Here is a 21,881-nt window from a genome sequence, read left to right on the forward strand (position 1 = left end):
TCTAAGATGCCCTCAAATGGCAAAGGGTCGCATCAGTTTTGAGTGTCTGGCCTTCGGGCCATCCGGCTGTCGATCTCGGTCAGCTTGGCCAGGATGCCTTCCTGCGCTCGCACCATCGTCTGCAGAACGCGGATGAGTTTGAATGTGAGCCAAATTTGGATTGCGAGATAAAGCAGGTATGGCAACCAGGAAATGAAGTAGCCGAGCAGTGACATTTCCGATTCCATAGTACCCCCGAATTATTGAAGCAGTGATGTCCCCTATTGCCGCCGGGCGTGCCTGAAAGCAAGCTTCAAGCTTGCAATATTGACGGACCGGTTCGGCGCTGGCGATACGCGCTTCGCTCACCGAAACGCCCCCAGCGGATCGCTCTGCGCCGCCGACCGTTTGCGCCCTGTCTTGAACTCCGCGGGATCGACCACCGCTTCCCGCAGCATCATCACGCCGTAGCGGGTCGCCGCCATCAGATCGTCGCGCAGTTTCACCACCTGGCCGTCCTTGCGGTGGTAGAGCCGGAATTCCTCGAACCAGGGCAACAGCGTCGAAAACACCCTGAAGCGGCCGGATTGCATGCGATCGAGCATCTCCATCAGCCCTGCCTCGACCGACACCGAGCCGTCGGCGAATTGCGCATGGCGGGTCAGCATGTTCAGCCCGTGCGCGGCATATTGTTTGGCCAGCGCCACCCCGGCCCCTTCCAGTGTCTCGCGGCGGCCGTCGCGCGGCCAGGCCCAGGGCAGCCATTCGCCCCATGGCTTCAGCGTCAACGCCTGCATGGCGGGCGTCTGCTGCGAAGCGCGGGCCGCCTTGGCGACATAGACGACATCGGCCTCGGTATCCCAGGCGAGTTCGACCGCGGCCGACGGATGGTCCCAGCCGAAATCCAGCGCGCCGAGGCGCGGCCAGTAGCGCGGCAGCCGGAACGGCTCGCAGGCGACCAGCTCCTCGGCGATCGGGAAGATGCGGCCGGAGCCGAGCACCGGGATGCCCTTTGCCCTGGCTTCGCGCTCATGTGCGGGATAGGCGGCGACGATCGCCGCGCGCTCGTCAGGCGAATAATGCTCGGCATCGTCGATGGTCATGAAGGTGACGTGACGGGACATGGCTCACCTTCCCGGATTGATTCAGGTTGCGGCGTTAGGGTGTTGTTCTGGCAAGAGCTTTTTGGAGGCCGGAAGGATCGGCTGTTCTGCACCGCTGCACTCTTCGGTCGGCGTCACGGCATGGATCCCAGGGTCTGCGCTGCGTCGCTCCGCTCCTTGCTCCGCCCTGGGATGACGAAGCTGAACTGGATCGCTACCTTGCAGCAGCAGACAAGAGCAATTGCCGTGGCCGACCTCGCTGACATCTACCGCGCCTACATTGACTGCCTGAACCGGCAGGACTGGCCTGCTCTCGGGCGGTTCGTCGACGATGGCGCGATCCACAATGGCCGGCGGCTCGGGCTAGCGGGCTATCGGGCCATGCTGGAGCGGGATTTCGATGACATCCCCGACCTTCAGTTCAACATCCAGATGCTGGTTTGCGACCGGCTCTATGTTGCGAGCCGGCTCGCCTTCGACTGCACGCCAAAGGGAATTTTTCTCGGCCTCCCCGTCAACGGCAGGCGCGTCTCCTTCGCCGAGAATGTGATCTACGCATTCCGCGACGCCAAGATCGTCGAGGTCTGGTCGGTCATCGACAAGGCGGCGATCGAGGCTCAGCTTTAAGGGCGATTGGCGATTCCTCGCCCCAGTGAAGCGGGGGGGTCCGAAGGACGGGCGAGACCCGCGGCTCGCCCCGGCAAGGTGGCTCGGCGAAGCCGAGACGGAGAGGGGGAACGGCGCAGACGTAGCCGGATGAGGCGATCGAACCAGCTTTGCGGGGGCGAGGAACCCAAGTTCTGTTGCGTCGCATGCCGAAGCTGCGTTGGTCAGTCGGAGGCCAATGGCATTTTCAAGGGAACACTAATATACATGGACGCTCGAACCAGCAGCGCCTGCCAATTGCGTGAGGAATGCCATGCGAAGGTTCATTTTCACGGCAGCGTGTATCGCCGTCTCAGCATCGGCAAACGCCCATGACTGGTACCAGGACAAGATTGACCCACAGACGAGATTGAAGTGTTGCGGCGGTTCTGATTGCCACCCCGTACCTCGGTCTTCGGTTCAGCCCACGATCGACGGCGGCTACATCTACTTGCCGCATGGCTTCAATATCTCACGCAGCCGCACACAGGAATCTCCTGATGATCAATACCACATCTGCGAGGGCACCTACGTCATAACCAATCAGCAGTATTTGCGTTGCTTTTTCGCACCTCGCGTCAAGGTCTCGCTAGGGCGTGAACTCACAAACAGGCATGGCTAGACCAAACATTTCTGTTTGCTTCCGATAACACCGGCCAAGGGAACTCTCATCAAGGAACACTCATCAGGGAGGATACAATGATCAAGCGGGGACGCATGTGGGTGATAAGGGCTTCGTCGGTCCTTTGGTTTCTTGCACTCCCCGCCCAGGCGAGCGACCTGGGTGATCTTGTCAAGAAAGGCGACGTCGCAGCGGTGACTTCCGCCTTGGACAAAGGCGCCGCTATCAACGAAGTTGACGGCGTCACGGCTCTCTACATCGCCTGCGAAGCCGGACATGTCGAACTGGCAAAACTTCTGATCAATCGTGGGGCGGACGTTAACCTGCCCGTCAGTTGGCAAAGAACGCCACTCTACGCCGCCAACAAGGGTGGCTACGCCGACATCGTGAAGCTGTTACTCGATAATGGGGCCGATCCAAATCAGTTGGCGAAAGCGCAGACCCCGCTGCACGTGGCTGCCGAGAATGGCTGCCTTCAGTGCGTCATCTATCTCGTCGGTGCTGGAGCAGAGGTCAATGCACTGACATCGAATGGGAGTCCGCCCATCCATCTGGCCAAGCTCAGGGGTCACGATGACGTCGTGGCCTACTTGCGCAGTCATGGCGCCGGACGACCGGCCCTTGCGCCGATTTCGCCACGGCTTGCATCGGCAAACGCTGAATCGGGCAAAGAGATTTTCGGCAGGACGTGCGGGGCTTGTCATCTTGTGGTGCTGGGGGTCAAGAATCCCAAGCCCAATCTGTGGGGGATCGTCGGGCGGCGGAAGGCTTCGCAAAGCGATGTCCAGTATTCGTCGAGTCTAAAGGACGCTGGTGGCGATTGGACCTTTGAGGAACTCAATTTCTTTATCTCAAACCCCGCACTCACTTTGCCTGGAACCGATATGAGTTTCCCGGGTCTGCCGGACGAGAAGCAGCGAGCAGACCTCATCGCTTACCTCAGGACCTTGAGTGACACACCGTTGCCGCTTCCCTAGGATTGTGATCCGCAACAGTAGCAAGCGGCTCCCTTCTCCCCTTGTGGGAGAAGGTGGATCGGCGCGCAGCGCCGAGACGGTTGAGGGGTGTTGGACGGATCGCGTCCTTGCCAAGCTGGAACACCCCTCATCCGACCTCGCTTCGCTCGGCCACCTTCTCCCACAAGGGGAGAAGGGAAGGCCGGCGCCTCACCCCTTCGCCATCGTTTCCACCTGCTCCGCCGACAAAAACAGCAGCACCACATCGGACATGCCGAGCAGCGGCGTGAAGGTGACGATGGTGATGCCGCCGGTGGCGTTGGTGCGGGTCAGGCCTTCGGAATAGATGTCGAGCGGCGGCTCCTCGTCGAACCAGACGCCGTGCAGGGTTTCGCCTTGCCACTTCGCGCGGCCTTTTTCAAAACTCTTGAACGACAGCACCGATTCATCGGCCTGGACATCGCCGCCGCCGCCATGGCGCACGACAACGCTGTCCAGCGCACCGGGCGCGCCGCGCCCCATTGTGGTGTTCAGGATGGCGTCGCCCGGGATCATGCCGGTGCCCCACGCCGTCTGCTGCTGCGGCGGGCCAACCAGAATGCGCTGCGGGTTGTCGCGCGTGCCCTCGCCGGTAACGCCGGCCGCCCACAGCCGCACCGCACTGTCAAAAACCTTGCCTTGCCACCACGCGGGATAGCGGCCGGTGAGATGCATGGCCCATTCGGCGCCACCGGCCCGGGTCTTGCCGAGCTGGTTGCCGGCCATGAACAGGCGCTCACGGTTGGTCGCGCCTGCGGCGTGAAATTCAGCCTGCCGTAAATAGGGCTGGTAGGCGGCAAGCAGGTTCGTGCGACGCCGGCGGTCCAGTTCAGCCAGCAGGCGCAGATATTCCTTCCGCGCCGCTGCCTGGCTTGGCGAGGAACGGCCGGAGGACGGCTTCGAGGCCGCGGATGCGGCTGCGGATCTCGTCATCGCTCAGCGCGTCCAGATGGTTGATTTCGACATGTAGATCCTTCGGCAGCACCGACAGCACGATCTTCAGATACTGGTCGGGCTTGTCGGCCCGCACCGCGGCGATGACGCCGGCGCCATGGCTGCGAAAGTCGGCGCGCACCGCCTCGACGAAATCATCGCCCAGCGTTTTCTTCGGCCGCTTGCGCCCGGATTTGCTTGGGGATTTCTGCGCGGGCTTGCGGGACGGATTTTCAGCCATGCGCCAAAACCCTGGCCGGCTCTGCGGCCCTTCTGGCCGGCCTGGCCGCCTTGCCCTTGCGGGATTTCCGGCGTGCCGGCTTTGCCTTCTTCCGCGCCGGCTTAACGGGTTCTGCCGCCGCTTTGGCTGGCCTGCTGTCGCCTTGCCCGGACTCTGCCGCCGCTTCAGGTGGGGATTTCAGGCTAGCCCTGGCGATGCCGACCGCCCTGCCGTTGACGCCCTGCGATCCCACTGCAAAACCAAAGCCGCCGACCGCATCGATCGGACCGCCTTTGACCATGCCGATCAGCACGCCGGGTGCGACCGTCTCGAAACGGCCAGCGCGCGCCAGCGGCGCGGCTCCGAACTCGCCGATGGCGCTGACGACCTCGCGGCCGTGATCGTCGATGATGATTGTGGCGTATCGCACAGACATAGTTGTTCACCTCTGCACAGAGTCAGGGAACACAGTCCCTTTCTCGCGAGCTACCTAGGAATCTCTAATATGCGATTCATCGTCGTACAGGAGCCGACTGACACATGGGCCGTATTTGACACGGCGCTGGACGAGCCCGCGGATTTCACCGGCAAATGCCTCATTGGTTTGACGCGGGACAGCGCCAAGTGGTTCGCCGCAAGGTGCAATCAGGAAGCGTCGCGGAGAGGCGGTCGGCGTAATCAGACGGCAGTCGTCGCGGCGGCGTGCCCGCGGATCCGACTGGCCTTTGCGCCTATTCATGGCGATGAGATGTTTGATGCCTCATTGCACGTGATAGGCGCCCCGCCAACGGTCAACGGCGGCAACACAAGTGGCTTTTTGGTCAACGAGATCGCCTGAAAACAAAAAACCCGCCTCGGCGGCGGGTCGTTGGCGCAAATCAGCACCATGGACAAATATGTAGCATAGCTGCCGTCACCTGGCAAGGAAAAAATTCCTAGCATCCCTGCCACTGTCACCGGGATTGGGTGTCCGACTACGAGACGTACATTTGCGCCGGAAGTGAACCCGATTGTCTCTGGCGATCCGGTCTGAAAACAAAAAACCCGCCTTGGCGGCGGGTCTGTGGCGCAAATCAGCACCATGCCCAAATCAATAGCATAGATGCCGTCACCGGGCAATCGCGGCACGGTATGGAATCGGTCGGAACCATAGTTGATAGCGCTACCATAGCGATAGTCAAGCCACATGCATGTGTCCTAAAGTGCCATGCCACAGCGTAACCCTGCCTGATATTCTTGCCTTGGTTGGGAACAGGGGAGCAACGCTATGTCTGGAGAAAGCAACCAGCGAAATATAGGTTTGACCGTCGATATCGTCGCGGCGTTTGTCAGCAACAATTCAGTGCCGGTGGATGATTTGCCGGCGCTTATCGCCAGCGTCAATGCCGCCCTTGGCGGCCTGGATCTGCCCGTCGCTGCCGAGCAACCGGCGCCGGAACCCGCCGTCAACCCGAAGCGGTCGATCACGCCGAACTTCATTTTCTGCCTCGAAGACGGCAAGAAATTCAGGTCGCTGCGGCGCCACCTTGGCTCGCGCCACGGTATCACGCCGGAGGTCTATCGCGCCAAATGGGGGCTGCCGGCGGATTACCCGATGACGGCGCCCAACTATGCCGCCAAGCGGTCGGAACTGGCGAAGCAGTTCGGCCTCGGCGTCAGGTCGGTTGAGGCACAAGCCGAGAAAGCCCCCGCCAAGCGGGGCCCCAAGGCGTAGCAGCGCCGGCGCCATTGCGCCGCCCGTTTGCCTGTGGAGGACGACCATGGTGATTGGAGAACCCGATGACGTCCGCGTCGAACGGATCGACCGCCGGTGGGCGGTGCTGGTCACCGAACAGGGCAAGCTGACCCGGCATCCGTTCGACACCCAGGCCGAGGCCGAGGCGTTCGCCGACGAGCAGCGAACAAGGCTTGGTCTTCCCGCCAGGCCGCCGGTCGACGATCCCAGGACCCCGTAAACCTGTGGAAATGCCTCGATGGACATATCGGCCGCTCAGGCCTTTGCGACCGGCTGGTCATTAGCCAGCGCTTATGGAATCATTTGCCCGGGACTTGGGAGGGCAGGATGGACAAACCAGCCATGGCATCCATGTTCAGGATGCGGCATGCACCAGCAAAGGTATCGGGCGTTCGCAGCATCGGCGCGGGCCAGGCCGATCCGGTCATCGGCATGAGGCCGCTGGGCGAGGCGATCCGCTTCGTCATCGACGCCCACCCCCACTACGACATCAGCGCGGTGGCGATCAGTTGCGGCGACGGATCGAGCCTCGGCCCCAGGGAGGTGAAGGCGCTGTGGCTCGAATATGGCCATCGCTGGATGGAAGAATAGGCGATCGCCAATTTTGAAATCCGGACGCTGAAGCGCCGTCTGGATCGGAACGGGCGTTCGCGCGTTTGGTCCATACCCAATGGGAGCAAAGCAATGAACGTCGCCAATCTGCAACTCGAAGGCCTGCTGATGGCCATCGCCTCGATCAATCAGGTGCTGGTCCGCAAGGGAGTGCTGTCGGTCGAGGACATCGACATCGCCTTGCGCAAGGCCGAGGCCAGCGAAACCGGCGAGGAACGCTCCGGCGGCATGTCGGCTTCGAGCCGCGATGCCGTCAACTTCCCGATCCGGCTGCTGGAGCTGGCCAACCAGTGCCAGCCGGAGACGGATATGCCGTCCTTTTCCAAACTGGCGCGCATGGTCGGCCAGATGAAGGAACCCTTGTCATGAGCGAAGCGGTGATTGCTCGCCGCGCCGTCATACCCTGCCAAGCCTCGACGCCAGCACATCGCCCGGCCCATGCACCGCGGCAAAGAGCAGGCCGGCGGCGAACGGGAAATGCGACATGAAGGCGCCGAACTCGGCCTGGTTCGCGGTCCAGTGCGAAGGACCGTGGAAGGCAAAGCCGAGGAAGACCACGTAGACCGCGCCGATCACCGCTGCCGGGGTCAGGAACGCGCCGGTCAGGAAGGCGATCACCAGCAGCGTTTCGAGGATTGCGGCGCACCAGGCCAGGAACAGCGGGAACGGGAAGCCGGCGGCGGCGATGTAGCCGGCGGTCATGCCCATGTCCATGAGCTTGAAGGCCACCCCCATTGCGAACATGGCCGCGAAGATCAGGCGGGCGATGAGAATGGCAACAGTCTGCCAGGTCGATTGGGTGGTTTCCACGATGTTCCTCCGGGATTGGGTTTCGACCCAAGGACGGGCGACGTGACACGAGTCCTACATTGGGTTGGAAATAGTTCTGCCGAGCGGAGTGGCAACCTCATTTGATGCTGGAGGGACAGCGCCCCCCTCTGGCCTGCCGGCCATCTCCCCCACGCGGGGGGAGATTGGATGTCACTCCGGCTTTCGCCAATCACCAACGCTGGAGGAAGAGCGCAGTCGACGAAACTGCCGATCTCCCCCCTCGTGGGGGAGATGTCCGGCAGGACAGAGGGGGGCGCGAAGGATCGCGAGGTTCTGATCTGCCTCCCCGACCGCCAGCGGCGAAGAGCCCTACCCCACCTTCTCCGGATGGCTGATCGAGTCGCGGACCACCCCATACTCGCCACCCCAGCGGTCGGTCATGTCGCAGCGGACATCCCACAGTTCCGGGAAGAAGCGATGGCGCGCACCGGCGGCAAGCAGTTCGACCGGCCGGCCCTTCAGCGATTTCGAGCCCAGCCCGATCGACCGGTGGATCAGATAGAGATGGTTGGCGCGGAACTTTTGGAACAGCTCGTCGAATTCGATCAGCGCCTCGGCGACGACATAGGAGTCGCCGTGATCATATCTGGCATCGTAGACGTCCTCGACCGTCAGCCCGCGGCCATCGAGATAGGCGGCCTTGAAGGCCCGCCACAGGTCCGGCGGCATGCGCAGCAAGAGCTTGAAGCCGGGCGATTCCTGGCCGCTGCCATTGCCAAGCTGCAGCCTTATCTGCTGGTACTCCTTGGGCGACATGGTCTCGAGCAGGTCGAGCTGCGCCGTCATCATGCGCATCAGCCGGTGCACGCGGCCCATCAGCGTGACGATGCGATGCGTGTTCTGTTTTTCGAGGAAATCGATGACATCGACCAGCGTGTAGGTGATGAGCTTCATCCACAGCTCCTCGACCTGATGCACGATCTGGAACTGCAGCTCGTCGGCATTGACCATCTCGGCCAGCGGCTTCTGGCATTGCAGCAGCGTGTCGCATTTGAGATAGACGCCGTAGTCGCGCATCTCCGGGGTTTCGATGCGGGCATAGTAATCCGGCTTGTTCATGCAGCTGCTCCTTGCCCGGCCCATCGCCGCAGGCTCTGTCTGGCGACAGTGTAGCCGCTTTGCGCTTGAACATTGTTCCTTTCTGTTATTCAAATAGCCAGAATTGAAGGACGAATGTCCGACTATTTAGCAATTTCAGGGAACGATTCATGTTGGATGCCCTCGACCGGAAGATCGTTGCCGCACTTGAACGCGATGCGCGAATCTCCTTTGCCGTGCTCGCCGACGAGGTCGGATTGAGCAAGACGCCGTGCTGGAAGCGGGTCAAGGCGCTCGAGGATGCCGGCATCATCCGCGGCTACACCACGCAGATCGATCCGGCAAAACTCGGCTTCGGCATCGAGGCCTTCATCCAGGTGTCGATCGATTTCGAGGTGTCGGACGCCTTCGAGGCGGCGGTGCAAAAGCACCCGCTGATCCGGCGCTGCCACGCCACGACCGGCGAGGCCGACTATCTGCTGCAGATCGTCACCGTCGACATGATGGCGCTGGACCGGATGCTGCGCGAAGAGCTCAGCCGCCTGCCCGGCGTACGGCGCACCATCACCTCGATGGCGATGCGCGAGATCAAGAGCGATATCTCGTTCGCCAATGCGGCTGCGCATGCGCTGAGAAGGTGAGGCGCACAAACCAGATGGTTTGAGACGTTGGCGCAGCAGCCTGCCCGCCAGGGTGAGATTGGCTGTCTCGGCGTCGCGCTTTTCCTGCGACGTTGGAGATTGGCGAAGGCGCGGCGGCGAGCCCCTGACTTTTTTTGGGGTGGTCGAAAAACAGGCGTCGAAGCGGTTTATAGACCGCGACGGGGTATGCGGATGGTGGATGTGATCTCAATCAGAATCGGCGTGGAGCCTGCCGGGTCGGCAGGACGCTCAGGGTTTTTCGCATTGATGGCGAATGCCAATATCGTGCCCCGTTCCGTCCCACAGTTCAGGAGCATGCTGGCGGCGGCGCTGCTTGCCTCGACCATGCTGCTGCCGACGGCAACCCGCGCGGCGTCGGTCCTGCCGGAGCCGCGAGACGGATTCCACCGGTCGATAGATCCGAAAGCCCAATTGCAAGAGGCCAACCGCGTTCTTCTGGCGCAAGTAAGCGGGAACGGCGGCAACGGCGGTAATGGTGGTGACGCCGGTGGAAATGGCGGCAACGGCGGGAATGGCGGCAACGGTGGTTCCGCAGGTGGCAACGGCGGCAATGGTGGCGACGCCGGTGGGAATGGCGGTAACGGTGGCAATGGCGGCAACGGCGGTAATGGCGGCAATGGCGGTTCCGCGGGCGGCAACGGTGGCGACGGCGGCAATGGCGGTGCCGGTGGGAATGGCGGCGACGGCGGCGCCGGAAATGGCGGCGATGGCGGCGCCGGTGGGAATGGCGGTGACGGCGGTGCCGGAAATGGCGGCTCCGGCGGTAATGGCAGCTCCGGCGGCAATGGAAGCTCAGGTGGCAATGGCGGCGGCCACAGCCATCACGACACCACCACCCCCGGCCGGTCGGACGGCGGCCGTTCCTGCGGAGTCTCCCAGAGAACGTCTTGCTGACGCGGCTTGACCGCCTCAAAACCACCGGCGACAGCCGGAATGCAGCGTCAAGGTGCTGCGTGGACCACGCTACGGACCGGTGCGATAAGCGAAATCGTCGATCGCGGCCTGCCAGTAATGCTGCGTCCGGATCTCGAGCCGCGTGATGCGCCTATAGTCGGCTGCGAAGTAGACCAGCCCGTTCGCGGACAGCACAAACGAATCCTCATAGGCGGGCTCATCGCCCCGCCAGGCCTTCAGGACAAGCGTCTCGCCCTCCGCGCCGTCCCAGCCGGCGCCGAAATAGGCGCCCGTGAAATCGAACGGCTTGTCGCTGAACACCTGCGCGGGGTGGCCAGAGCTGTTGTAGGCGATGAATTCGCCCGACATGGTTGTGTTGATGTAGCCCGGGCCGTCGGTGAAGCGCTGGTGCATGGCGACGAGATTGTACCAGTCGAGCCCGCCATAGCCGGACGGAACCTCGAACACTCCCGACGTCGTCATCAGGTCGTCGAAGCCGACGACATGCTGGTTGGGCAGCGGCTCCTCGGCAGGCCCGCCTTTGCCCGAAAACGCGGAGATCACCACTGGCGCCGCGCCGACCACAATTTTGCGCCGCTGCGTGGCTCCGTCGACTGAGACGTCGACCAGCCATTCGCCTGATGTCGCGGGTGCACTAAACCGCCCATCCGGGCCGACCTTGGCGGCGGCAGTGACGCCGTCCGGCCCTGTGAGGGAAATGCGCGCGCCGGCGGCGGCCACGCCGCTGATCGTCAGATCTGCCGCAAGCCCAACCGGGTGCGTCGTACGCCGTGCGATCATGTCGCCCGGCGATCCAGGCGAAACGACATAGTCGCTTTCCTGCGAGGCGTTGCCGGTGGTGACGGAATAACCTGGTGGAGGCACGACCCGGAACGCGTAGTGGCCGGGATCGACAACTTCGAGATCGCGCTGGATGACCGACATCCGGAAGTTGGCGAAGCCGCTGACATTGGTCCATCGCATGATGGTGTCGCCCTTCGGCCTGCCGAGTTCGACAGCCACACGCGACATCGGCCGGTCGCCGAGATCGTAGACGCCGTTCCGGTTGAGGTCGCGGAACACCAGCAGCGACGTGTTCATCTGGCCACCGTTGAAGGAACCCCATGCCCGTCTGTGATAATAGTCCTGCGCACTGCCGGCACGCGCCGCGCCGCAGACCATGGCCAGACCGATTGCCACTGCCACGACCGGGGAAAACAACAAATCACGCTTCACGAAATTTCCTCTTTAAATCAGGTCCCCTGGAGACGCGCGATGACCTTGTCGACGGCATCCGCATCGAAATAGGCAAGATAGAGCAACGCCATGGTGACGCTGAACGTATAGACCGGCAGCGTCAGATAGATGATGGCGTGGAAGGCCAGGCCCGGCAGCAGCAGATAGCGCCTCGTCGCGCGAAACGGCAGACCGAAGGCAAGGCAATATTCGAGCGCGACCACGGCGACGGACACGATCGTGGCGAGCCAGGCAAGGCCGGCTGGATAGTCCGAACCCGCGTAGTACCAGAGGAATATCGCCTCGATCCGCGCGCCGCTTAGAAAGGCGTAGCTCGACTTGTCGAAGGCGGCGAAGAAGTAAAGCACCGACAGCTGCACCACGATCAGCCGCAGCCCCCACAGATTGCCGCGCTCTGCCGGCGGCGCAACGCCGGTGCGTTCGGCGCGCATCACCGTGAGGTAGCGGTCCAGCGAATAGGAGCGGCCACAAGGGGTGAGCGCGATCAGCAGCGCTGCGGCGGCAAGCAGATAGGCATGATGGTGCGTCCAGGGTTCGCGACCGAGCTGGAAGCCGAAATAATGATACATCGCCAGCCCGACCACGCCCGTCCAGACGGCGGCGACCCTGCTGTGATAGCCGACGAAGAGCAGCAGGGTCGCGACGAAGAAGTTGGCGGCCAGAAACAGGCCCACCGGCGATTGGTCCATATAGAGCAGCAACTCGCCCGCCCAACGCGACCAGAACAGCATTGCCAGGCCGATGCGGATCAAAGCGGACGAACGCGACGAACCCTCCGAACAGACCGCCCAGTCGACGAAGCGTGCGGCAACAGCGTGCATCAGACGCCAGCCGGGCCAGTCAGCGATGGCATCAGCCGGCGCAGGCATTTTCGGCATCGGTATGGATGATCTGCCAGCCGCTGCGCGCCGCCTGCCGCGCGCGTACACGGATGTCGGCGCCCTGCCCGGCGGCCGTGCAGAGCCGCTTGATGACGGAAGCCAGTTCGTCGCGGCTTTCGATCCGCTTCACCTTGCCGTGGCGGGGCGCGCCGAGCATCTCGAACCGGTCGAGCGGGACAAGCGCGCCGTCGGGCCGGCGGATTTCGAAGGAAGCGTCGATCACGCCCATTCCGATCGCACTGAACATGGTCCAGGAGCGCAGCAATGGCGTTCGCACCCCGAAGACCTGCTCCGCGGCCGGACCGGCGATCATGAACGCGGCGATCGCCATGAATGCGAAAAACCGCAGGCGTCCTGCCGACACCCGCCCGGCAGACTCCGCACCAATTCTGATTGAGACGACATCCGCCACCCGCGCACCCCCGCCTCGATTATAGAACGGTTCAACGCCCGTTTTTCAAGCCACCCCAGAAAAAGTCAGGGCTCGACGAGCGACGCGAAGGAGCGCACATCGGACATTGAGCGCTCAAGCATTTGGTTGTAAGTCGCGTATCACCCGAGCCGCTCTGTCGCGCATGTCCGATGAGCAGGATGCAGACGTCTTGCCGCAACTTGTCCCGCCAGCTATTTCTCGCGAGGGGCGTTTGTGAGGGAGCCTGCGGATGGTGTCCGTCCGGTATCTGGTCCGCGATGTCGAAATGTCCATCGCGTTCTATACGAGCCATCTGGGCTTCGCGCTGAAGCAGCAATTCGGTCCGGCGATGGCCATCCTGACGCGTGGCGACCTCTCGCTCTGGCTCGCCGGCCCGATGGCGTCGGCCGCCAGGCCGATGCCGGACGGCCGGACACCCGAGCCGGGCGGGTGGAACCGCATTGTCCTCGAAGTTCAGGACTTGCCGACAATCGTCACTGAGATGCGCCAGGCCGGCGTGCAGTTCCGCAACGAGATCGTCGAAGGCCCGGGCGGGCGGCAGATTCTTTGCGAAGATCCGTCCGGCAACGTCGTCGAGTTGTTCGAGCCCAGCTAGGTCGCGAGCCTCACTCAGTTCGGCGCGACGGCCGGCGCGCTGAGTTCGAGGAACGGCACGGTCGAGCCCGGGATCATCGACGTCGGCAATTGCCCGTCCCACTTCTCGGCCTTGGTCAGCTCGACCAGCAGCGGGTTGTTGGCAAGGGCGGCGGCACGCGCCTTGATGGCTTCGGCCGTCGCCTCGCCTTCGATCCTGGTCTTGTAGGCGCTGGCCTCGGCTTCGGCCTTGACGCTGTCGGCGCGACCCTTGGCCTGGGTCACGGCAATGTCGGCCTTGATCTTTTCCTGCTGCAGGTTCTGTTCCTGCTTCTGGACTTCGACCTGCGCCGTCATCCTGGCTTCGACCGCCTGTTCATAGGCGTCGGAGAAGTCGATGTTTTCGACCTGGACGCTGTCGATCATCACCGGGCCGTCGGTCACCTTGGCGATGGCGTCGGCGACATCCTTGTTGAACTTCGCCCGGTTCTGGATCACCGACACCGCATCATACTGGCCGAACACGGTCTTGATCTCCTGCGGCGCCTTTCTGGCAATGACCCGATCGGCCAGCGCTTCGATCGAGCCGTAATTGGTGTAGACGTTGCTGACCTCGGCCGCCGGGACGTGAAAATTCACGGTGACGCGCATGTCGGCGGGCTGCTGGTCGCGCGAATAGGCCTGCATGGCCGGCAGGCCGCTGCAATCATTCTCGTTTTCGCAACCCCATTTGATGACCTGCTGGCGCAGGCTGATCTTCTCGACGCGTTGCAGCCACGGCAGCTTGAAATGCAGGCCGGGATCGACGACCGAACTCAGAGCGCCATTGGTCAACAGCACGCCGCGGTCGCCTTGGTCGATCGTGTACCAGGAGCCGAGAACCGCAAAGACGGCCAGCGCGATGACGACCAGTGCGATCAGGCCGGAGCCGATCGAGCGGGACGCGACCGCCGCGACCCTGTTTTGCGGACGGTTCGAAGTGCCTTGCGTGTCGGTCATTGCCCACCCCCGTTTGATTGCCCATACCATGCATCGACCACGAGTGTGGCGGCAAGATTGCAATCATGTGGATATGGCGGACTTCTCGCGCCAGCTTTTGGCGTCAGGGATCAGCGGGATGGCTCTGACTGGTTTGTGGATTTGCCTGGCTCGTCCGTCATGGCCCGATCCTGCCCGGCGCGCTCCTCTTTCTGCCGCTCGGCGTCGGCTTTGCGCTTCGGGCAATCCTCATAATCATGGTCGCGTGAGCCGCAATAGGAGCAGCATTTTGCCGGGGTGTCGGGGCGAAACATCGTGGCCATGCACAAGAATGCACGAAAACCCATCCGGTTGCAGCAGCATCTGCGGGATGCGGCGCTACGCCCTCGCCCGGTCGGCGACGACCGCATCATCCGACATCGCCACGCGCATTCCGGGTCTGGTCACCGCCGGATCATAGCTCCTGCGGGCAAAGACCTGTCTGACCAGCGGCGCGAAGAATTCCAGCGTCCGGGTCGGATAGTCCGGATCGAAACTCGACTGGTCCCAGCGCTCGCAGAATTCGGCGCAATCGTCGAAATAGGCGCTGTCGCGGAAGGCGTCGCGCTTGTGCGGATTGGCGCCGACATGCTCGCCGTAATAGATGAGCTGGAAATCGCCGTGCTTCTCGACCACCCAGGCACATTGCTCGCGCACGAAGGGCCGGATGATGGCGGCGGCGTATTCGTCGTGATTGTAAGGCGCGTAAATGTCGCCGATATCGTGCAGCAGCGCCGATACCACCCAGTCGATGTCTGCGCCGGCATTCCAGGCCCGGGTCGCGGCCTGCAGCGAATGGCCAAGCCGCGTGACCTTATAGCCGGACAGGGATTTGTCGAGCTCGACCATGGCAGCCAGCAGGCGGTCGGCCGTGCCGGCGGCGTATTCGATCTCATGGTCGGTGAGGAAAGCATAGTCCTCGCGGTCGCCATCCTTCATCTGGGTGAATTTTACCGTTTCCATTGTCGTCACCTTCTGCAACCGGAGCTAGCGGCCGAACTCGAGATAGAGGTCTTCGCCGCTGACCTCGACCGGAAATGTCTTCGCCTTCAGCCTGTCGTCGACGAGGCATTTTCCCGACCTGATCTCGAACTCCCAGCCGTGCCAGGCACAGCGGACGATTTCACCAGAGCGCTCATAGACGAACTCCGCCCGGTCGGTCTGTCTGGTGGTTCCGCATACCGGCCCTTCGCAAAGCCGCCCGGCCCGGTGCGGGCAGATGTTGAGCAAGGCGGCATAGCCGTCGTCGAGCTGGAATATGCCGATGCTGATGCGGCCGAAGGCGACGATCCTGGGTTGCCCGATCGCGACCTCGTAGACCTTGCAGGCGAAGGTGCGGCCTCGGACTGGCGCAGCTGCCGTGGCCGTCATCACGCGACCCTCGCGGTGGCGGCGGGGACCTCGATGCGCTTGTAGATCTCCAGCGCATTCAACCCCATGACCTTGTCGCGCCAGGCCGGCGGAATGTGGATGTTGGTCGGCGCGTCGAAATCCCAGTGCGGATAGTCGGAGGCGAAAAGCAGCGTGTTCTGGCCATCCATATGCTCGAGCGTTTCCCAGAGATGCCGGACGTTTTGCGGTTGTTCGAGCGGCTGGGTGCTGAAGCGGATGTTGCGGCGGCAATATTCCGACGGCAGCATCTTCAGCCACGGCGTCTCCTTGCGCAATGCCTTGAAGTTGGCATCGAGCCGCCACATCAGCGACGGCACCCAGGACACGCCGCATTCGATGACGACGAAGTAGAGGTCGGGATATTTCTCGAACACGCCGTTGGAAATCATGCTGACGACATGGGTCATCGCCGGCTGGCTGAGCAGCGCATGGGTTTCCCAGTAATAGGTCGTCGGGCCGCTGGCGATGGCATTGTGGTTGACGCCGCCCTGGCCGCCGAAATGGATGGCGAAGGGCAGCCCGACTTCGGCGCAGGCCTCGAAGATCGGATGATAGAACGGATCACCATAGGGACGTTGCGAGCCGTGGCTGGCCAGCACCTGGACAATGTCTTTGTGGGCGCCGAGACGACGGATCTCGGCGGCGGCGCCGTGCGGGTCGGTCGGCGAAATGATGATCGATCCCTTGAAGCGCCGGTCCTTGGGCAGCCACCAGTCGATCATGTAGTCGTTGTAGGCTTTCACCAGAGCGTTGGCGTAGTGATAATTGGCCAGCGTCGAGGCTTCCAGCGGCTCGTCGGCGGTGAGGATCGCCACGTCGATATCGTAGAGATCGAGGTGCTTTTCCTTCATGATCAGGTAGTTGTCCTCCTCGGTCGTCGGCCGGATGTCATGCCGCGAAAATCCCTCGGGGTGCAGCCATGGGCGGTGGCCATGCGGAAAGCTTCCCGCCGGGCCAGGCTTTTCGCCGCGCACCAGGAAATCGCGCCAATAGGGTTCGAGATAGGGCAGCAGCACCTCGGCGCTGGACCAGTAATTGTGGACGTCGGTGTCGACGATGAACATGGATGGATGACCTGCCGCGGTGATGTTTGAAAGGTGCTCCAAATCTGCGCTTCAGAGCGAGAACCGGCAATGCAACCCGGCGGGTGATGTTAATCGAAGAATCCGATTAGCCATTGTCGATCTGGGCTAAAAACGGTAGCTGTTGCAAGACTTTCTGCGGGGTGGTGAATATGCAGATCGAACTGCTCGACACGTTCCTGGACCTGATCGAAACCCGCAACTTCAACCGCACGGCGGAACGGCTGGGCATCACCCAGTCGACCGTTTCGAGCCGCATCCGTTCGCTGGAGGCGCTGCTCGACAAGCAGCTCTTCATCCGCGGCAAGAGCGGGACGGAGCCGACCGTTGCCGGCCTCCGCTTCGAGGACCATGCCCGCGCCGTCAAGCTCAGATGGCTCGATGCCCGCCGCGAGATCCAGTCGGTCGGCAAGTTCGACCAGCTGATCCGCATCGGCATCCAGTTCGAACTCTATGAGCGCGTGCTTGAGGGGTGGCTGGAGTGGGTGCGGACGACGCTGCCCAAACTGGCGATCTATGTCGAGATCGACTATTCGAACCAGATGATCCTGGACCTCACCACCGGGAGCCTCGATCTGGCGGTGCTCTACTCGCCACAACATCTTCCCGACATGCATTACGAGCAGATCGCCGAAGAGAATTTCGTCATGGTGTCGACGCGCGGCGTTGCGTTCGACGCGGTCACGCCTTCGGACTATATCCGCGCCAACTATTCCGCCTTCTTCAACCGCGCCCACAAGCAGATGCTGCCGGAACTGGAAAACGTCCCGGTGTCGACAGGAAATGGCGGCGCCGTCGCCTACCTGCTGCGAAGCCGAGGCGGCACAGCCTTCGTCACCGAAACGGTGGCGACGAAATTGCGGCAGGAGGGCGTGGCGCAACTGGTTGCCGATGCGCCGAAGATCTCACATCCGATCTATTCGGCCGTGCATGTCAGGCACCACCATTCCCACACGCATCTACGACTGCTGAAGGCGCTCAAGCAGATGACCGCTTGAGGCTTCCCGCCTGGGGAAAGTCGTTCCCGTTGGGACCCTGGCAGACGGATCAGTCGTCACCCCCGCCATCGCCGCCACCATCGCCACCGCCGCCGCCGCCGCCACCGCCCGCATGATCGCCGTCGTGGTCGCCGCTCTCGTGGTCGCCGCTGTTGTGATCGCCGCTCTCGTGATCGCCGCCTTCATCGTCACCCTGGTCGCCGTGATGCTCGCCTGTGTCGACGCCATCGTGATCGTCGTTGCTGTCATCGCTTTCCGTGGCGACGTGCTCGTTCTCGCCAGTGGTGGTGGCGTCCTGGCTGTCATCATCCGGGATGGTGACCGTTACTCCGCCTCCATGGTCGGAGACCTGGGTCGCGAACGCGTTCGTGGCCACAAAGACGCCCAGTAGGCCGATCGAGGTCGTTACCAGCAGAGGGAACTTTTTCATCGTCGTCTCCGATTTCGGCACGCCAGCCACTGTCACTGGCACCGGCTTTATCCTCCCGACCGAATTATGACGCCCTTAAACGGGTCGTATCAATTTTAGCAGTTGCTTATTTTCTGCCGATGCGGCCGCGCGATGCTGAAGGCCAGGCGAACATGAAGCTTGCGCTTCGATCGAAGCCTGACCACCCCCGGGGGCGCGCCTCAAGCGACCGGCCAGCTACGCTTGCCGCCGCTCCGGCACAGCCACCTGGGCGGTCGCACGGGAGACGATCGCCTCCAGCGGCTCGGGCCGGTGCAGCAGAAATCCCTGGCCGGAGTCGACCCCCATATCCCTCAGCATGTCGAGCGCGGTCTGCTGTTCGATCTTCTCGGCCACCACGGAACAGCCGAGGCTTCTGGCGATGCTGGTGATGGCCAGCACGATCTCGCGGTCGAAGCGGCTTTGCACGATGTGCTCGATGAAGGAGCCGTCGATCTTGATCGTGTCGACGGGAAAGCGCCGGAGATATTCGAACGAGCTCATGCCGGCGCCGAAATCGTCGAGGCTGACGCGGCAGCGCCGCTCGCGTGCCTTGCGCACGAACTGTTCGGCGGCGTCGAAATTGGTGACGGCCGCGGTTTCGGTGATCTCGAAGCCGATGCCGCAATGCGGCACCCCGGTCTCATCGATGACGCTGTCGACAAAATCCCAGAGCTGCGGGTCGCTCAGCGTCTGCGCCGACAGGTTGAAGCCGAGCGTCAGCACGCCCGCTTTCAGCGCCGGTCCGTAAACCGAGAGCGCCTTCCTGATGATCCAGCGATCGAGCCGCGAGGCAATGCCAAAACGCTCGGCGACCGGGATGAACTCGACCGGCGGAATCAGCTTGCCGTTGCGCCCGACCAGCCGCGCCAGAACCTCGACATGGCGGCTCTGTTCCCACGGCTGTCCAAGCAGATGGATTTCCTGGCCGAACAGTTTCAGCCTGCCGTCTTCCATGGCATCGACGGTGTCGGCGGCGACGCGCGCCGCGTTGAGGCCGCCGGAGCCCGATGCCGTCTCGACGGAAAACACGGCAAAGCGATTGCGCCCGGCAGCCTTGGCCGCGTAGCAGGCGTCATCGGCGCAGGCCAGCGCATCGGCGACCGTGGTGTTGACGTCGTCGACAAAGGCGATGCCGATGCTGGCCGCGAGCTTGCGCGACGCGGCCGCCGGTCCGAGGTCGGCATCGCGAACCGCCGCGAGAACAGCAGCGGCCAGCGTCTCGGCCTGCGCGGTATCGCAGTTCGGGACGAGCAGCGCGAACTCGTCGCCGCCCAGCCGTGCGGCATGTGCCGATGGCGGCAGACGGCGGACAATGCCGTCGGCAACGCTCGTCAGCGCCAGATCGCCGGCGGCGTGGCCGGCGAAGTCGTTCAGCGCCTTGAAGTAGTCGAGGTCGATATAGAACACCGCCAGCGGCAGCCGGCGCACCGTGGCGATATGGTCGGCCAGCAGCCTGTCGAAGGCGGCGCGGTTCAAAAGACCGGTCAGCGCGTCATGGTCCGCCGCATAGGCAAGCTCCTGCTCGCGCAGCTTGGCCTCGGTGATGTCGCGCACGGTGCCCAGGATCTGTCCGGCCGTGCCGGCAGCGATGAAGCGCACCAGCGATTCCACATGCCGGATTTCGCCGTCGCGCTTGATAATGCGATATTGCGAGGCGATGACGGCATCCGAGCCGACAGGCACCTGGTGGGCCTGCTCGGTGACTTCCTTGTCCTCGGGATGCAGATAGGTGTGCCAGAGATCGGCCGTCACCTCATCGGTGTCGGAGGCGAGCCCGTAGATCTCGCGGGTGCGCTCGTCCCAATAGCTTTTGCTGGCATCGATGTCGTGATGCCAGATGCCGGTGCCGCTGGCGGCGAGCGCCAGGCGAAAGCGGATATTGACCTGTTCGAGCTGGGCTTCCGCGGCCTTCTGCTTGGTGATGTCGGTCTGGACACCCATCAGCCTGACCGGCTTGCCGGCGGCATCATGCTCGACCACGCCACCGCGATCCAGCACCCAGACCCAGTGACCGTCCTTGTGCCGCAGCCTGAGCTCGGTCTCGATCGAGGCGGTCAGGCCGGCAATGTGGCGGTCGCCGCTGGCCTGCGCCCGCTCGCGGTCGTCGGGATGGGTCAGTTTCAGCCAGAGATCGCTGCTGTTGGCCAGCTCGCCATCGTCATAGCCGAGCATGCGCGACCAGGTCGGCGAGTAGAAGCAGTCGCCGCTCGCGATATCCCAGTCCCAGACGCCAAGATGGGCGCGCTCGAGCGCCAGCGCCCAAAACTCCCCACTGCGTGTCTTTCGTTTGGCCATGCCTTGGCTTCGCCCGCCCTTTTGCGGCCAATGTGCACAAAACCAGAGAAGAAACCGTTACCTTGGACTGGCGCCTCAAGCGCCAGGCAAGCGCTGGCGCGCAATCGCCGCATGGAAGCGGGCGCCGTGCAGCAGGCCTTCGTCGTTGAAATCGTAGGACGGGTTGTGCAGCGGCGCGGAGTTGCCATTGCCGAGGAAGACGAAGCATCCCGGCACATGGTCGAGAAAGCGGGCAAAATCTTCCGAGCCGGTCATCGGCTCCGCCGCGACGCCGACAGCGTCACCGGCCAGCACGTTCCTGGCCGCGGCAAACGCCTCGTCGACCATTGCCGCATCGTTGACCAGCGGCACGAATTCGCGCGTGTAGGTCACCTCGGCCGAGACGTTGTAGGCCTGCGCGGTGCCGTGCGCGATGGTGCGCATCTGCTTCTCGATCTCGGCGCTGACTTCGGCACGAAAGCTCCTGGCATCGCCCAGGATGCGCGCCAGGCCGGGCAGCGCGTTGCGGGTGCCGTCGGTGATCAGCTCGGTCACCGAGACGACGCCGATATCGGTCGGGCTCAGCCGGCGCGAGACGATGGTCTGCAGCGCGGTGACCAGCGCGCAGGCGGCGACCAGCGTTTCGCTGCCCCAATGCGGCCGCGCGGCATGACCGCCGACGCCTTTCAGCACGATCTCGAAATTGTCCTCGGCCGACATGATCGGCCCGACGCGTGTCTCGAAATGGCCGATCGCCAGGCCTGGCATGTTGTGCAGCCCAAATATCTCCTCGAAGGGGAAGCGCTGCAGCAGCCCGTCATCCAGCATGGCGAGCGCGCCCCTGCCCCACTCCTCGGCCGGCTGGAAGATGAAGCGCACCGTGCCGTCGAAGCCGCCCTCGGCGGCCAGCAGCTTTGCGGCGCCGAGCAGCATCGAGGTATGGCCGTCATGGCCGCAGGCATGCATGGTGCCAGGCGTCTGCGAGCGATAATCTTGAGTGCCCTGTTCGGCGATGCGCAAGGCATCCATGTCGGCGCGCAATGCAATCGCCCGGTTGCCGCTGCCGCGCGTCAGGGTGCCGACGACGCCGGTGCCGCCAATGCCCTCGACGACCTCCAGTCCGAACTCGCGCAGTTTTTTGGCGACGAAAGCCGAGGTGCGCTTCTCCTCGAAACCGAACTCGGGATGGGCATGCAGATCCTGCCGCCACTCGGTCATCTCCAGATGAAGTGCGTTGAGATCGGTCATCTCGAG

Annotated in this window: 28 protein-coding genes; 11 read left to right on the plus strand and 17 right to left on the minus strand. The window is 63.1% G+C overall.

The features are described 5' to 3' along the window. Window positions 1-32: 32 nt before the first annotated feature. Both AC1DXN_RS11610 and AC1DXN_RS11615 read right to left on the minus strand, forming a co-directional pair. On the minus strand, window positions 33-215 hold the full coding sequence (locus tag AC1DXN_RS11610; RefSeq protein ID WP_477273802.1) for a hypothetical protein: 183 nt from the start codon (window positions 213-215) through the stop codon (window positions 33-35). A 129-nt stretch (window positions 216-344) separates the two neighbouring features. Continuing rightward, window positions 345-1,103 carry a phage terminase large subunit family protein gene (locus tag AC1DXN_RS11615; RefSeq protein WP_477273803.1) on the minus strand — a complete coding sequence of 253 codons (759 nt, stop codon included), beginning with the start codon at window positions 1,101-1,103 and terminating at the stop codon, window positions 345-347. 171 nt (window positions 1,104-1,274) lie between these two features. Between AC1DXN_RS11615 and AC1DXN_RS11620 the strand changes: the two genes are divergently transcribed. Then, window positions 1,275-1,709 carry an ester cyclase gene (locus tag AC1DXN_RS11620; RefSeq protein WP_477274016.1) on the plus strand — a complete coding sequence of 145 codons (435 nt, stop codon included), beginning with the start codon at window positions 1,275-1,277 and terminating at the stop codon, window positions 1,707-1,709. Window positions 1,710-2,426: 717 nt separating this feature from the next. Then, window positions 2,427-3,326 (plus strand): ankyrin repeat domain-containing protein, encoded by a 900-nt coding sequence (locus AC1DXN_RS11625; RefSeq protein ID WP_477273805.1) that lies wholly within the window; start codon window positions 2,427-2,429, stop codon window positions 3,324-3,326. 189 nt (window positions 3,327-3,515) lie between these two features. On the opposite strand, the gene AC1DXN_RS11630 is transcribed toward AC1DXN_RS11625, so the two are convergent. The 3 genes from AC1DXN_RS11630 to AC1DXN_RS11640 are packed head-to-tail and all read right to left on the minus strand — an operon-like array spanning window position 3,516 to window position 4,933. Then, the gene (locus AC1DXN_RS11630) at window positions 3,516-4,277 is read right to left on the minus strand and encodes a terminase large subunit domain-containing protein (RefSeq protein ID WP_477273807.1); all 762 of its coding nucleotides are present in this window, start codon (window positions 4,275-4,277) and stop codon (window positions 3,516-3,518) included. Beyond that, entirely contained in the window at window positions 4,174-4,518 is a 345-nt protein-coding gene (locus AC1DXN_RS11635; protein ID WP_477273809.1) for a hypothetical protein, read from the minus strand. Before AC1DXN_RS11635 ends, AC1DXN_RS11630 begins: the two co-directional genes overlap by 104 nt. Beyond that, a complete protein-coding gene (locus tag AC1DXN_RS11640; RefSeq protein ID WP_477273811.1) occupies window positions 4,511-4,933 on the minus strand; it encodes an RNA-binding protein in 423 nt (140 codons plus the stop codon). The genes AC1DXN_RS11635 and AC1DXN_RS11640 overlap by 8 nt, the downstream gene beginning before the upstream one ends. A gap of 69 nt (window positions 4,934-5,002) precedes the next feature. On the opposite strand from AC1DXN_RS11640, the gene AC1DXN_RS11645 reads away from it, so the two are divergent. The 5 genes from AC1DXN_RS11645 to AC1DXN_RS11665 all read left to right on the plus strand — a co-directional run bounded on the left by AC1DXN_RS11645 (window position 5,003) and on the right by AC1DXN_RS11665 (window position 7,213). Beyond that, window positions 5,003-5,335 (plus strand): hypothetical protein, encoded by a 333-nt coding sequence (locus tag AC1DXN_RS11645; RefSeq protein WP_477273813.1) that lies wholly within the window; start codon window positions 5,003-5,005, stop codon window positions 5,333-5,335. Window positions 5,336-5,764: 429 nt separating this feature from the next. Next, window positions 5,765-6,211: a Ros/MucR family transcriptional regulator gene (locus tag AC1DXN_RS11650; protein ID WP_477242446.1), complete on the plus strand. Its 447-nt coding sequence runs from the start codon at window positions 5,765-5,767 to the stop codon at window positions 6,209-6,211. A 46-nt stretch (window positions 6,212-6,257) separates the two neighbouring features. After that, entirely contained in the window at window positions 6,258-6,452 is a 195-nt protein-coding gene (locus AC1DXN_RS11655) for a hypothetical protein (RefSeq protein WP_477242444.1), read from the plus strand. A 107-nt stretch (window positions 6,453-6,559) separates the two neighbouring features. Beyond that, window positions 6,560-6,823, plus strand: coding sequence for a hypothetical protein (locus AC1DXN_RS11660; RefSeq protein ID WP_477273815.1), 264 nt, complete (start codon window positions 6,560-6,562; stop codon window positions 6,821-6,823). 93 nt (window positions 6,824-6,916) lie between these two features. Further along, window positions 6,917-7,213 (plus strand): hypothetical protein, encoded by a 297-nt coding sequence (locus AC1DXN_RS11665; RefSeq protein WP_477273817.1) that lies wholly within the window; start codon window positions 6,917-6,919, stop codon window positions 7,211-7,213. Between the two features lie 27 nt (window positions 7,214-7,240). Here the strand turns inward: AC1DXN_RS11665 and AC1DXN_RS11670 are convergent, their stop codons facing one another. Together AC1DXN_RS11670 and AC1DXN_RS11675 are read right to left on the minus strand one after the other, a co-directional pair. Next, window positions 7,241-7,654: a DoxX family protein gene (locus AC1DXN_RS11670; RefSeq protein ID WP_477273819.1), complete on the minus strand. Its 414-nt coding sequence runs from the start codon at window positions 7,652-7,654 to the stop codon at window positions 7,241-7,243. 330 nt (window positions 7,655-7,984) lie between these two features. Beyond that, window positions 7,985-8,734, minus strand: a complete 750-nt coding sequence (locus tag AC1DXN_RS11675; RefSeq protein WP_477273821.1) for a tryptophan 2,3-dioxygenase family protein — start codon at window positions 8,732-8,734, stop codon at window positions 7,985-7,987. A gap of 149 nt (window positions 8,735-8,883) precedes the next feature. Between AC1DXN_RS11675 and AC1DXN_RS11680 the strand changes: the two genes are divergently transcribed. Then, on the plus strand, window positions 8,884-9,354 hold the full coding sequence (locus AC1DXN_RS11680) for an Lrp/AsnC family transcriptional regulator (protein WP_477273823.1): 471 nt from the start codon (window positions 8,884-8,886) through the stop codon (window positions 9,352-9,354). 192 nt (window positions 9,355-9,546) lie between these two features. After that, window positions 9,547-10,269, plus strand: a complete 723-nt coding sequence (locus AC1DXN_RS11685) for a hypothetical protein (RefSeq protein ID WP_477273825.1) — start codon at window positions 9,547-9,549, stop codon at window positions 10,267-10,269. Window positions 10,270-10,338: 69 nt separating this feature from the next. Here AC1DXN_RS11685 and AC1DXN_RS11690 read toward each other — a convergent pair whose 3' ends face one another. The 3 genes from AC1DXN_RS11690 to AC1DXN_RS11700 are packed head-to-tail and all read right to left on the minus strand — an operon-like array spanning window position 10,339 to window position 12,819. Next, window positions 10,339-11,505, minus strand: coding sequence for a hypothetical protein (locus tag AC1DXN_RS11690; protein ID WP_477273827.1), 1,167 nt, complete (start codon window positions 11,503-11,505; stop codon window positions 10,339-10,341). Window positions 11,506-11,522: 17 nt separating this feature from the next. Continuing rightward, complete coding sequence (locus AC1DXN_RS11695) at window positions 11,523-12,395, minus strand: HTTM domain-containing protein (RefSeq protein WP_477273829.1); 873 nt, start codon at window positions 12,393-12,395, stop codon at window positions 11,523-11,525. Next, entirely contained in the window at window positions 12,379-12,819 is a 441-nt protein-coding gene (locus AC1DXN_RS11700; protein WP_477273831.1) for a hypothetical protein, read from the minus strand. The genes AC1DXN_RS11695 and AC1DXN_RS11700 overlap by 17 nt, the downstream gene beginning before the upstream one ends. Before the next feature lie 250 nt (window positions 12,820-13,069). Here AC1DXN_RS11700 and AC1DXN_RS11705 point away from each other — a divergent pair, with 250 nt between their 5' ends. After that, window positions 13,070-13,435, plus strand: coding sequence for a VOC family protein (locus AC1DXN_RS11705; protein ID WP_477273833.1), 366 nt, complete (start codon window positions 13,070-13,072; stop codon window positions 13,433-13,435). Between the two features lie 14 nt (window positions 13,436-13,449). On the opposite strand, the gene AC1DXN_RS11710 is transcribed toward AC1DXN_RS11705, so the two are convergent. The 4 genes from AC1DXN_RS11710 to AC1DXN_RS11725 all read right to left on the minus strand — a co-directional run bounded on the left by AC1DXN_RS11710 (window position 13,450) and on the right by AC1DXN_RS11725 (window position 16,886). Beyond that, entirely contained in the window at window positions 13,450-14,412 is a 963-nt protein-coding gene (locus AC1DXN_RS11710; RefSeq protein ID WP_477273835.1) for a prohibitin family protein, read from the minus strand. Window positions 14,413-14,769: 357 nt separating this feature from the next. Further along, window positions 14,770-15,393 (minus strand): HD domain-containing protein, encoded by a 624-nt coding sequence (locus tag AC1DXN_RS11715; protein ID WP_477273837.1) that lies wholly within the window; start codon window positions 15,391-15,393, stop codon window positions 14,770-14,772. 24 nt (window positions 15,394-15,417) lie between these two features. Next, window positions 15,418-15,801 (minus strand): Rieske (2Fe-2S) protein, encoded by a 384-nt coding sequence (locus tag AC1DXN_RS11720; RefSeq protein ID WP_477273839.1) that lies wholly within the window; start codon window positions 15,799-15,801, stop codon window positions 15,418-15,420. Continuing rightward, on the minus strand, window positions 15,801-16,886 hold the full coding sequence (locus AC1DXN_RS11725; protein WP_477273841.1) for an amidohydrolase family protein: 1,086 nt from the start codon (window positions 16,884-16,886) through the stop codon (window positions 15,801-15,803). Before AC1DXN_RS11725 ends, AC1DXN_RS11720 begins: the two co-directional genes overlap by 1 nt. 170 nt (window positions 16,887-17,056) lie before the next feature. Here AC1DXN_RS11725 and AC1DXN_RS11730 point away from each other — a divergent pair, with 170 nt between their 5' ends. Beyond that, the gene (locus AC1DXN_RS11730; protein ID WP_477273843.1) at window positions 17,057-17,902 is read left to right on the plus strand and encodes a LysR family transcriptional regulator; all 846 of its coding nucleotides are present in this window, start codon (window positions 17,057-17,059) and stop codon (window positions 17,900-17,902) included. A gap of 49 nt (window positions 17,903-17,951) precedes the next feature. Here the strand turns inward: AC1DXN_RS11730 and AC1DXN_RS11735 are convergent, their stop codons facing one another. From AC1DXN_RS11735 to AC1DXN_RS11745, 3 genes are all read right to left on the minus strand, one after another. Next, window positions 17,952-18,332 carry a hypothetical protein gene (locus AC1DXN_RS11735; RefSeq protein WP_477273845.1) on the minus strand — a complete coding sequence of 127 codons (381 nt, stop codon included), beginning with the start codon at window positions 18,330-18,332 and terminating at the stop codon, window positions 17,952-17,954. A 216-nt stretch (window positions 18,333-18,548) separates the two neighbouring features. Then, window positions 18,549-20,648, minus strand: a complete 2,100-nt coding sequence (locus tag AC1DXN_RS11740; RefSeq protein WP_477273847.1) for an EAL domain-containing protein — start codon at window positions 20,646-20,648, stop codon at window positions 18,549-18,551. A gap of 75 nt (window positions 20,649-20,723) precedes the next feature. Continuing rightward, window positions 20,724-21,875 carry an amidohydrolase gene (locus AC1DXN_RS11745; protein ID WP_477273848.1) on the minus strand — a complete coding sequence of 384 codons (1,152 nt, stop codon included), beginning with the start codon at window positions 21,873-21,875 and terminating at the stop codon, window positions 20,724-20,726. Window positions 21,876-21,881: the final 6 nt, after the last annotated feature.

The sequence above is a fragment of the Mesorhizobium sp. P2_H9 genome, assembly GCF_056403215.1.

Coding starts and splice junctions, on each gene's coding strand:
- AC1DXN_RS11610 (WP_477273802.1), bottom strand. CDS start 215: ATGTCACTGCTCGGCTACTTCATTTCCTGGTTGCCATACCTGCTTTAT.
- AC1DXN_RS11615 (WP_477273803.1), bottom strand. CDS start 1,103: ATGTCCCGTCACGTCACCTTCATGACCATCGACGATGCCGAGCATTAT.
- AC1DXN_RS11620 (WP_477274016.1), top strand. CDS start 1,275: ATGACGAAGCTGAACTGGATCGCTACCTTGCAGCAGCAGACAAGAGCA.
- AC1DXN_RS11625 (WP_477273805.1), top strand. CDS start 2,427: ATGATCAAGCGGGGACGCATGTGGGTGATAAGGGCTTCGTCGGTCCTT.
- AC1DXN_RS11630 (WP_477273807.1), bottom strand. CDS start 4,277: ATGACGAGATCCGCAGCCGCATCCGCGGCCTCGAAGCCGTCCTCCGGC.
- AC1DXN_RS11635 (WP_477273809.1), bottom strand. CDS start 4,518: ATGGCTGAAAATCCGTCCCGCAAGCCCGCGCAGAAATCCCCAAGCAAA.
- AC1DXN_RS11640 (WP_477273811.1), bottom strand. CDS start 4,933: ATGTCTGTGCGATACGCCACAATCATCATCGACGATCACGGCCGCGAG.
- AC1DXN_RS11645 (WP_477273813.1), top strand. CDS start 5,003: ATGCGATTCATCGTCGTACAGGAGCCGACTGACACATGGGCCGTATTT.
- AC1DXN_RS11650 (WP_477242446.1), top strand. CDS start 5,765: ATGTCTGGAGAAAGCAACCAGCGAAATATAGGTTTGACCGTCGATATC.
- AC1DXN_RS11655 (WP_477242444.1), top strand. CDS start 6,258: ATGGTGATTGGAGAACCCGATGACGTCCGCGTCGAACGGATCGACCGC.
- AC1DXN_RS11660 (WP_477273815.1), top strand. CDS start 6,560: ATGGACAAACCAGCCATGGCATCCATGTTCAGGATGCGGCATGCACCA.
- AC1DXN_RS11665 (WP_477273817.1), top strand. CDS start 6,917: ATGAACGTCGCCAATCTGCAACTCGAAGGCCTGCTGATGGCCATCGCC.
- AC1DXN_RS11675 (WP_477273821.1), bottom strand. CDS start 8,734: ATGAACAAGCCGGATTACTATGCCCGCATCGAAACCCCGGAGATGCGC.
- AC1DXN_RS11680 (WP_477273823.1), top strand. CDS start 8,884: ATGTTGGATGCCCTCGACCGGAAGATCGTTGCCGCACTTGAACGCGAT.
- AC1DXN_RS11685 (WP_477273825.1), top strand. CDS start 9,547: ATGGTGGATGTGATCTCAATCAGAATCGGCGTGGAGCCTGCCGGGTCG.
- AC1DXN_RS11695 (WP_477273829.1), bottom strand. CDS start 12,395: ATGCCTGCGCCGGCTGATGCCATCGCTGACTGGCCCGGCTGGCGTCTG.
- AC1DXN_RS11705 (WP_477273833.1), top strand. CDS start 13,070: ATGGTGTCCGTCCGGTATCTGGTCCGCGATGTCGAAATGTCCATCGCG.
- AC1DXN_RS11710 (WP_477273835.1), bottom strand. CDS start 14,412: ATGACCGACACGCAAGGCACTTCGAACCGTCCGCAAAACAGGGTCGCG.
- AC1DXN_RS11715 (WP_477273837.1), bottom strand. CDS start 15,393: ATGGAAACGGTAAAATTCACCCAGATGAAGGATGGCGACCGCGAGGAC.
- AC1DXN_RS11720 (WP_477273839.1), bottom strand. CDS start 15,801: ATGACGGCCACGGCAGCTGCGCCAGTCCGAGGCCGCACCTTCGCCTGC.
- AC1DXN_RS11725 (WP_477273841.1), bottom strand. CDS start 16,886: ATGTTCATCGTCGACACCGACGTCCACAATTACTGGTCCAGCGCCGAG.
- AC1DXN_RS11730 (WP_477273843.1), top strand. CDS start 17,057: ATGCAGATCGAACTGCTCGACACGTTCCTGGACCTGATCGAAACCCGC.
- AC1DXN_RS11735 (WP_477273845.1), bottom strand. CDS start 18,332: ATGAAAAAGTTCCCTCTGCTGGTAACGACCTCGATCGGCCTACTGGGC.
- AC1DXN_RS11740 (WP_477273847.1), bottom strand. CDS start 20,648: ATGGCCAAACGAAAGACACGCAGTGGGGAGTTTTGGGCGCTGGCGCTC.
- AC1DXN_RS11745 (WP_477273848.1), bottom strand. CDS start 21,875: ATGACCGATCTCAACGCACTTCATCTGGAGATGACCGAGTGGCGGCAG.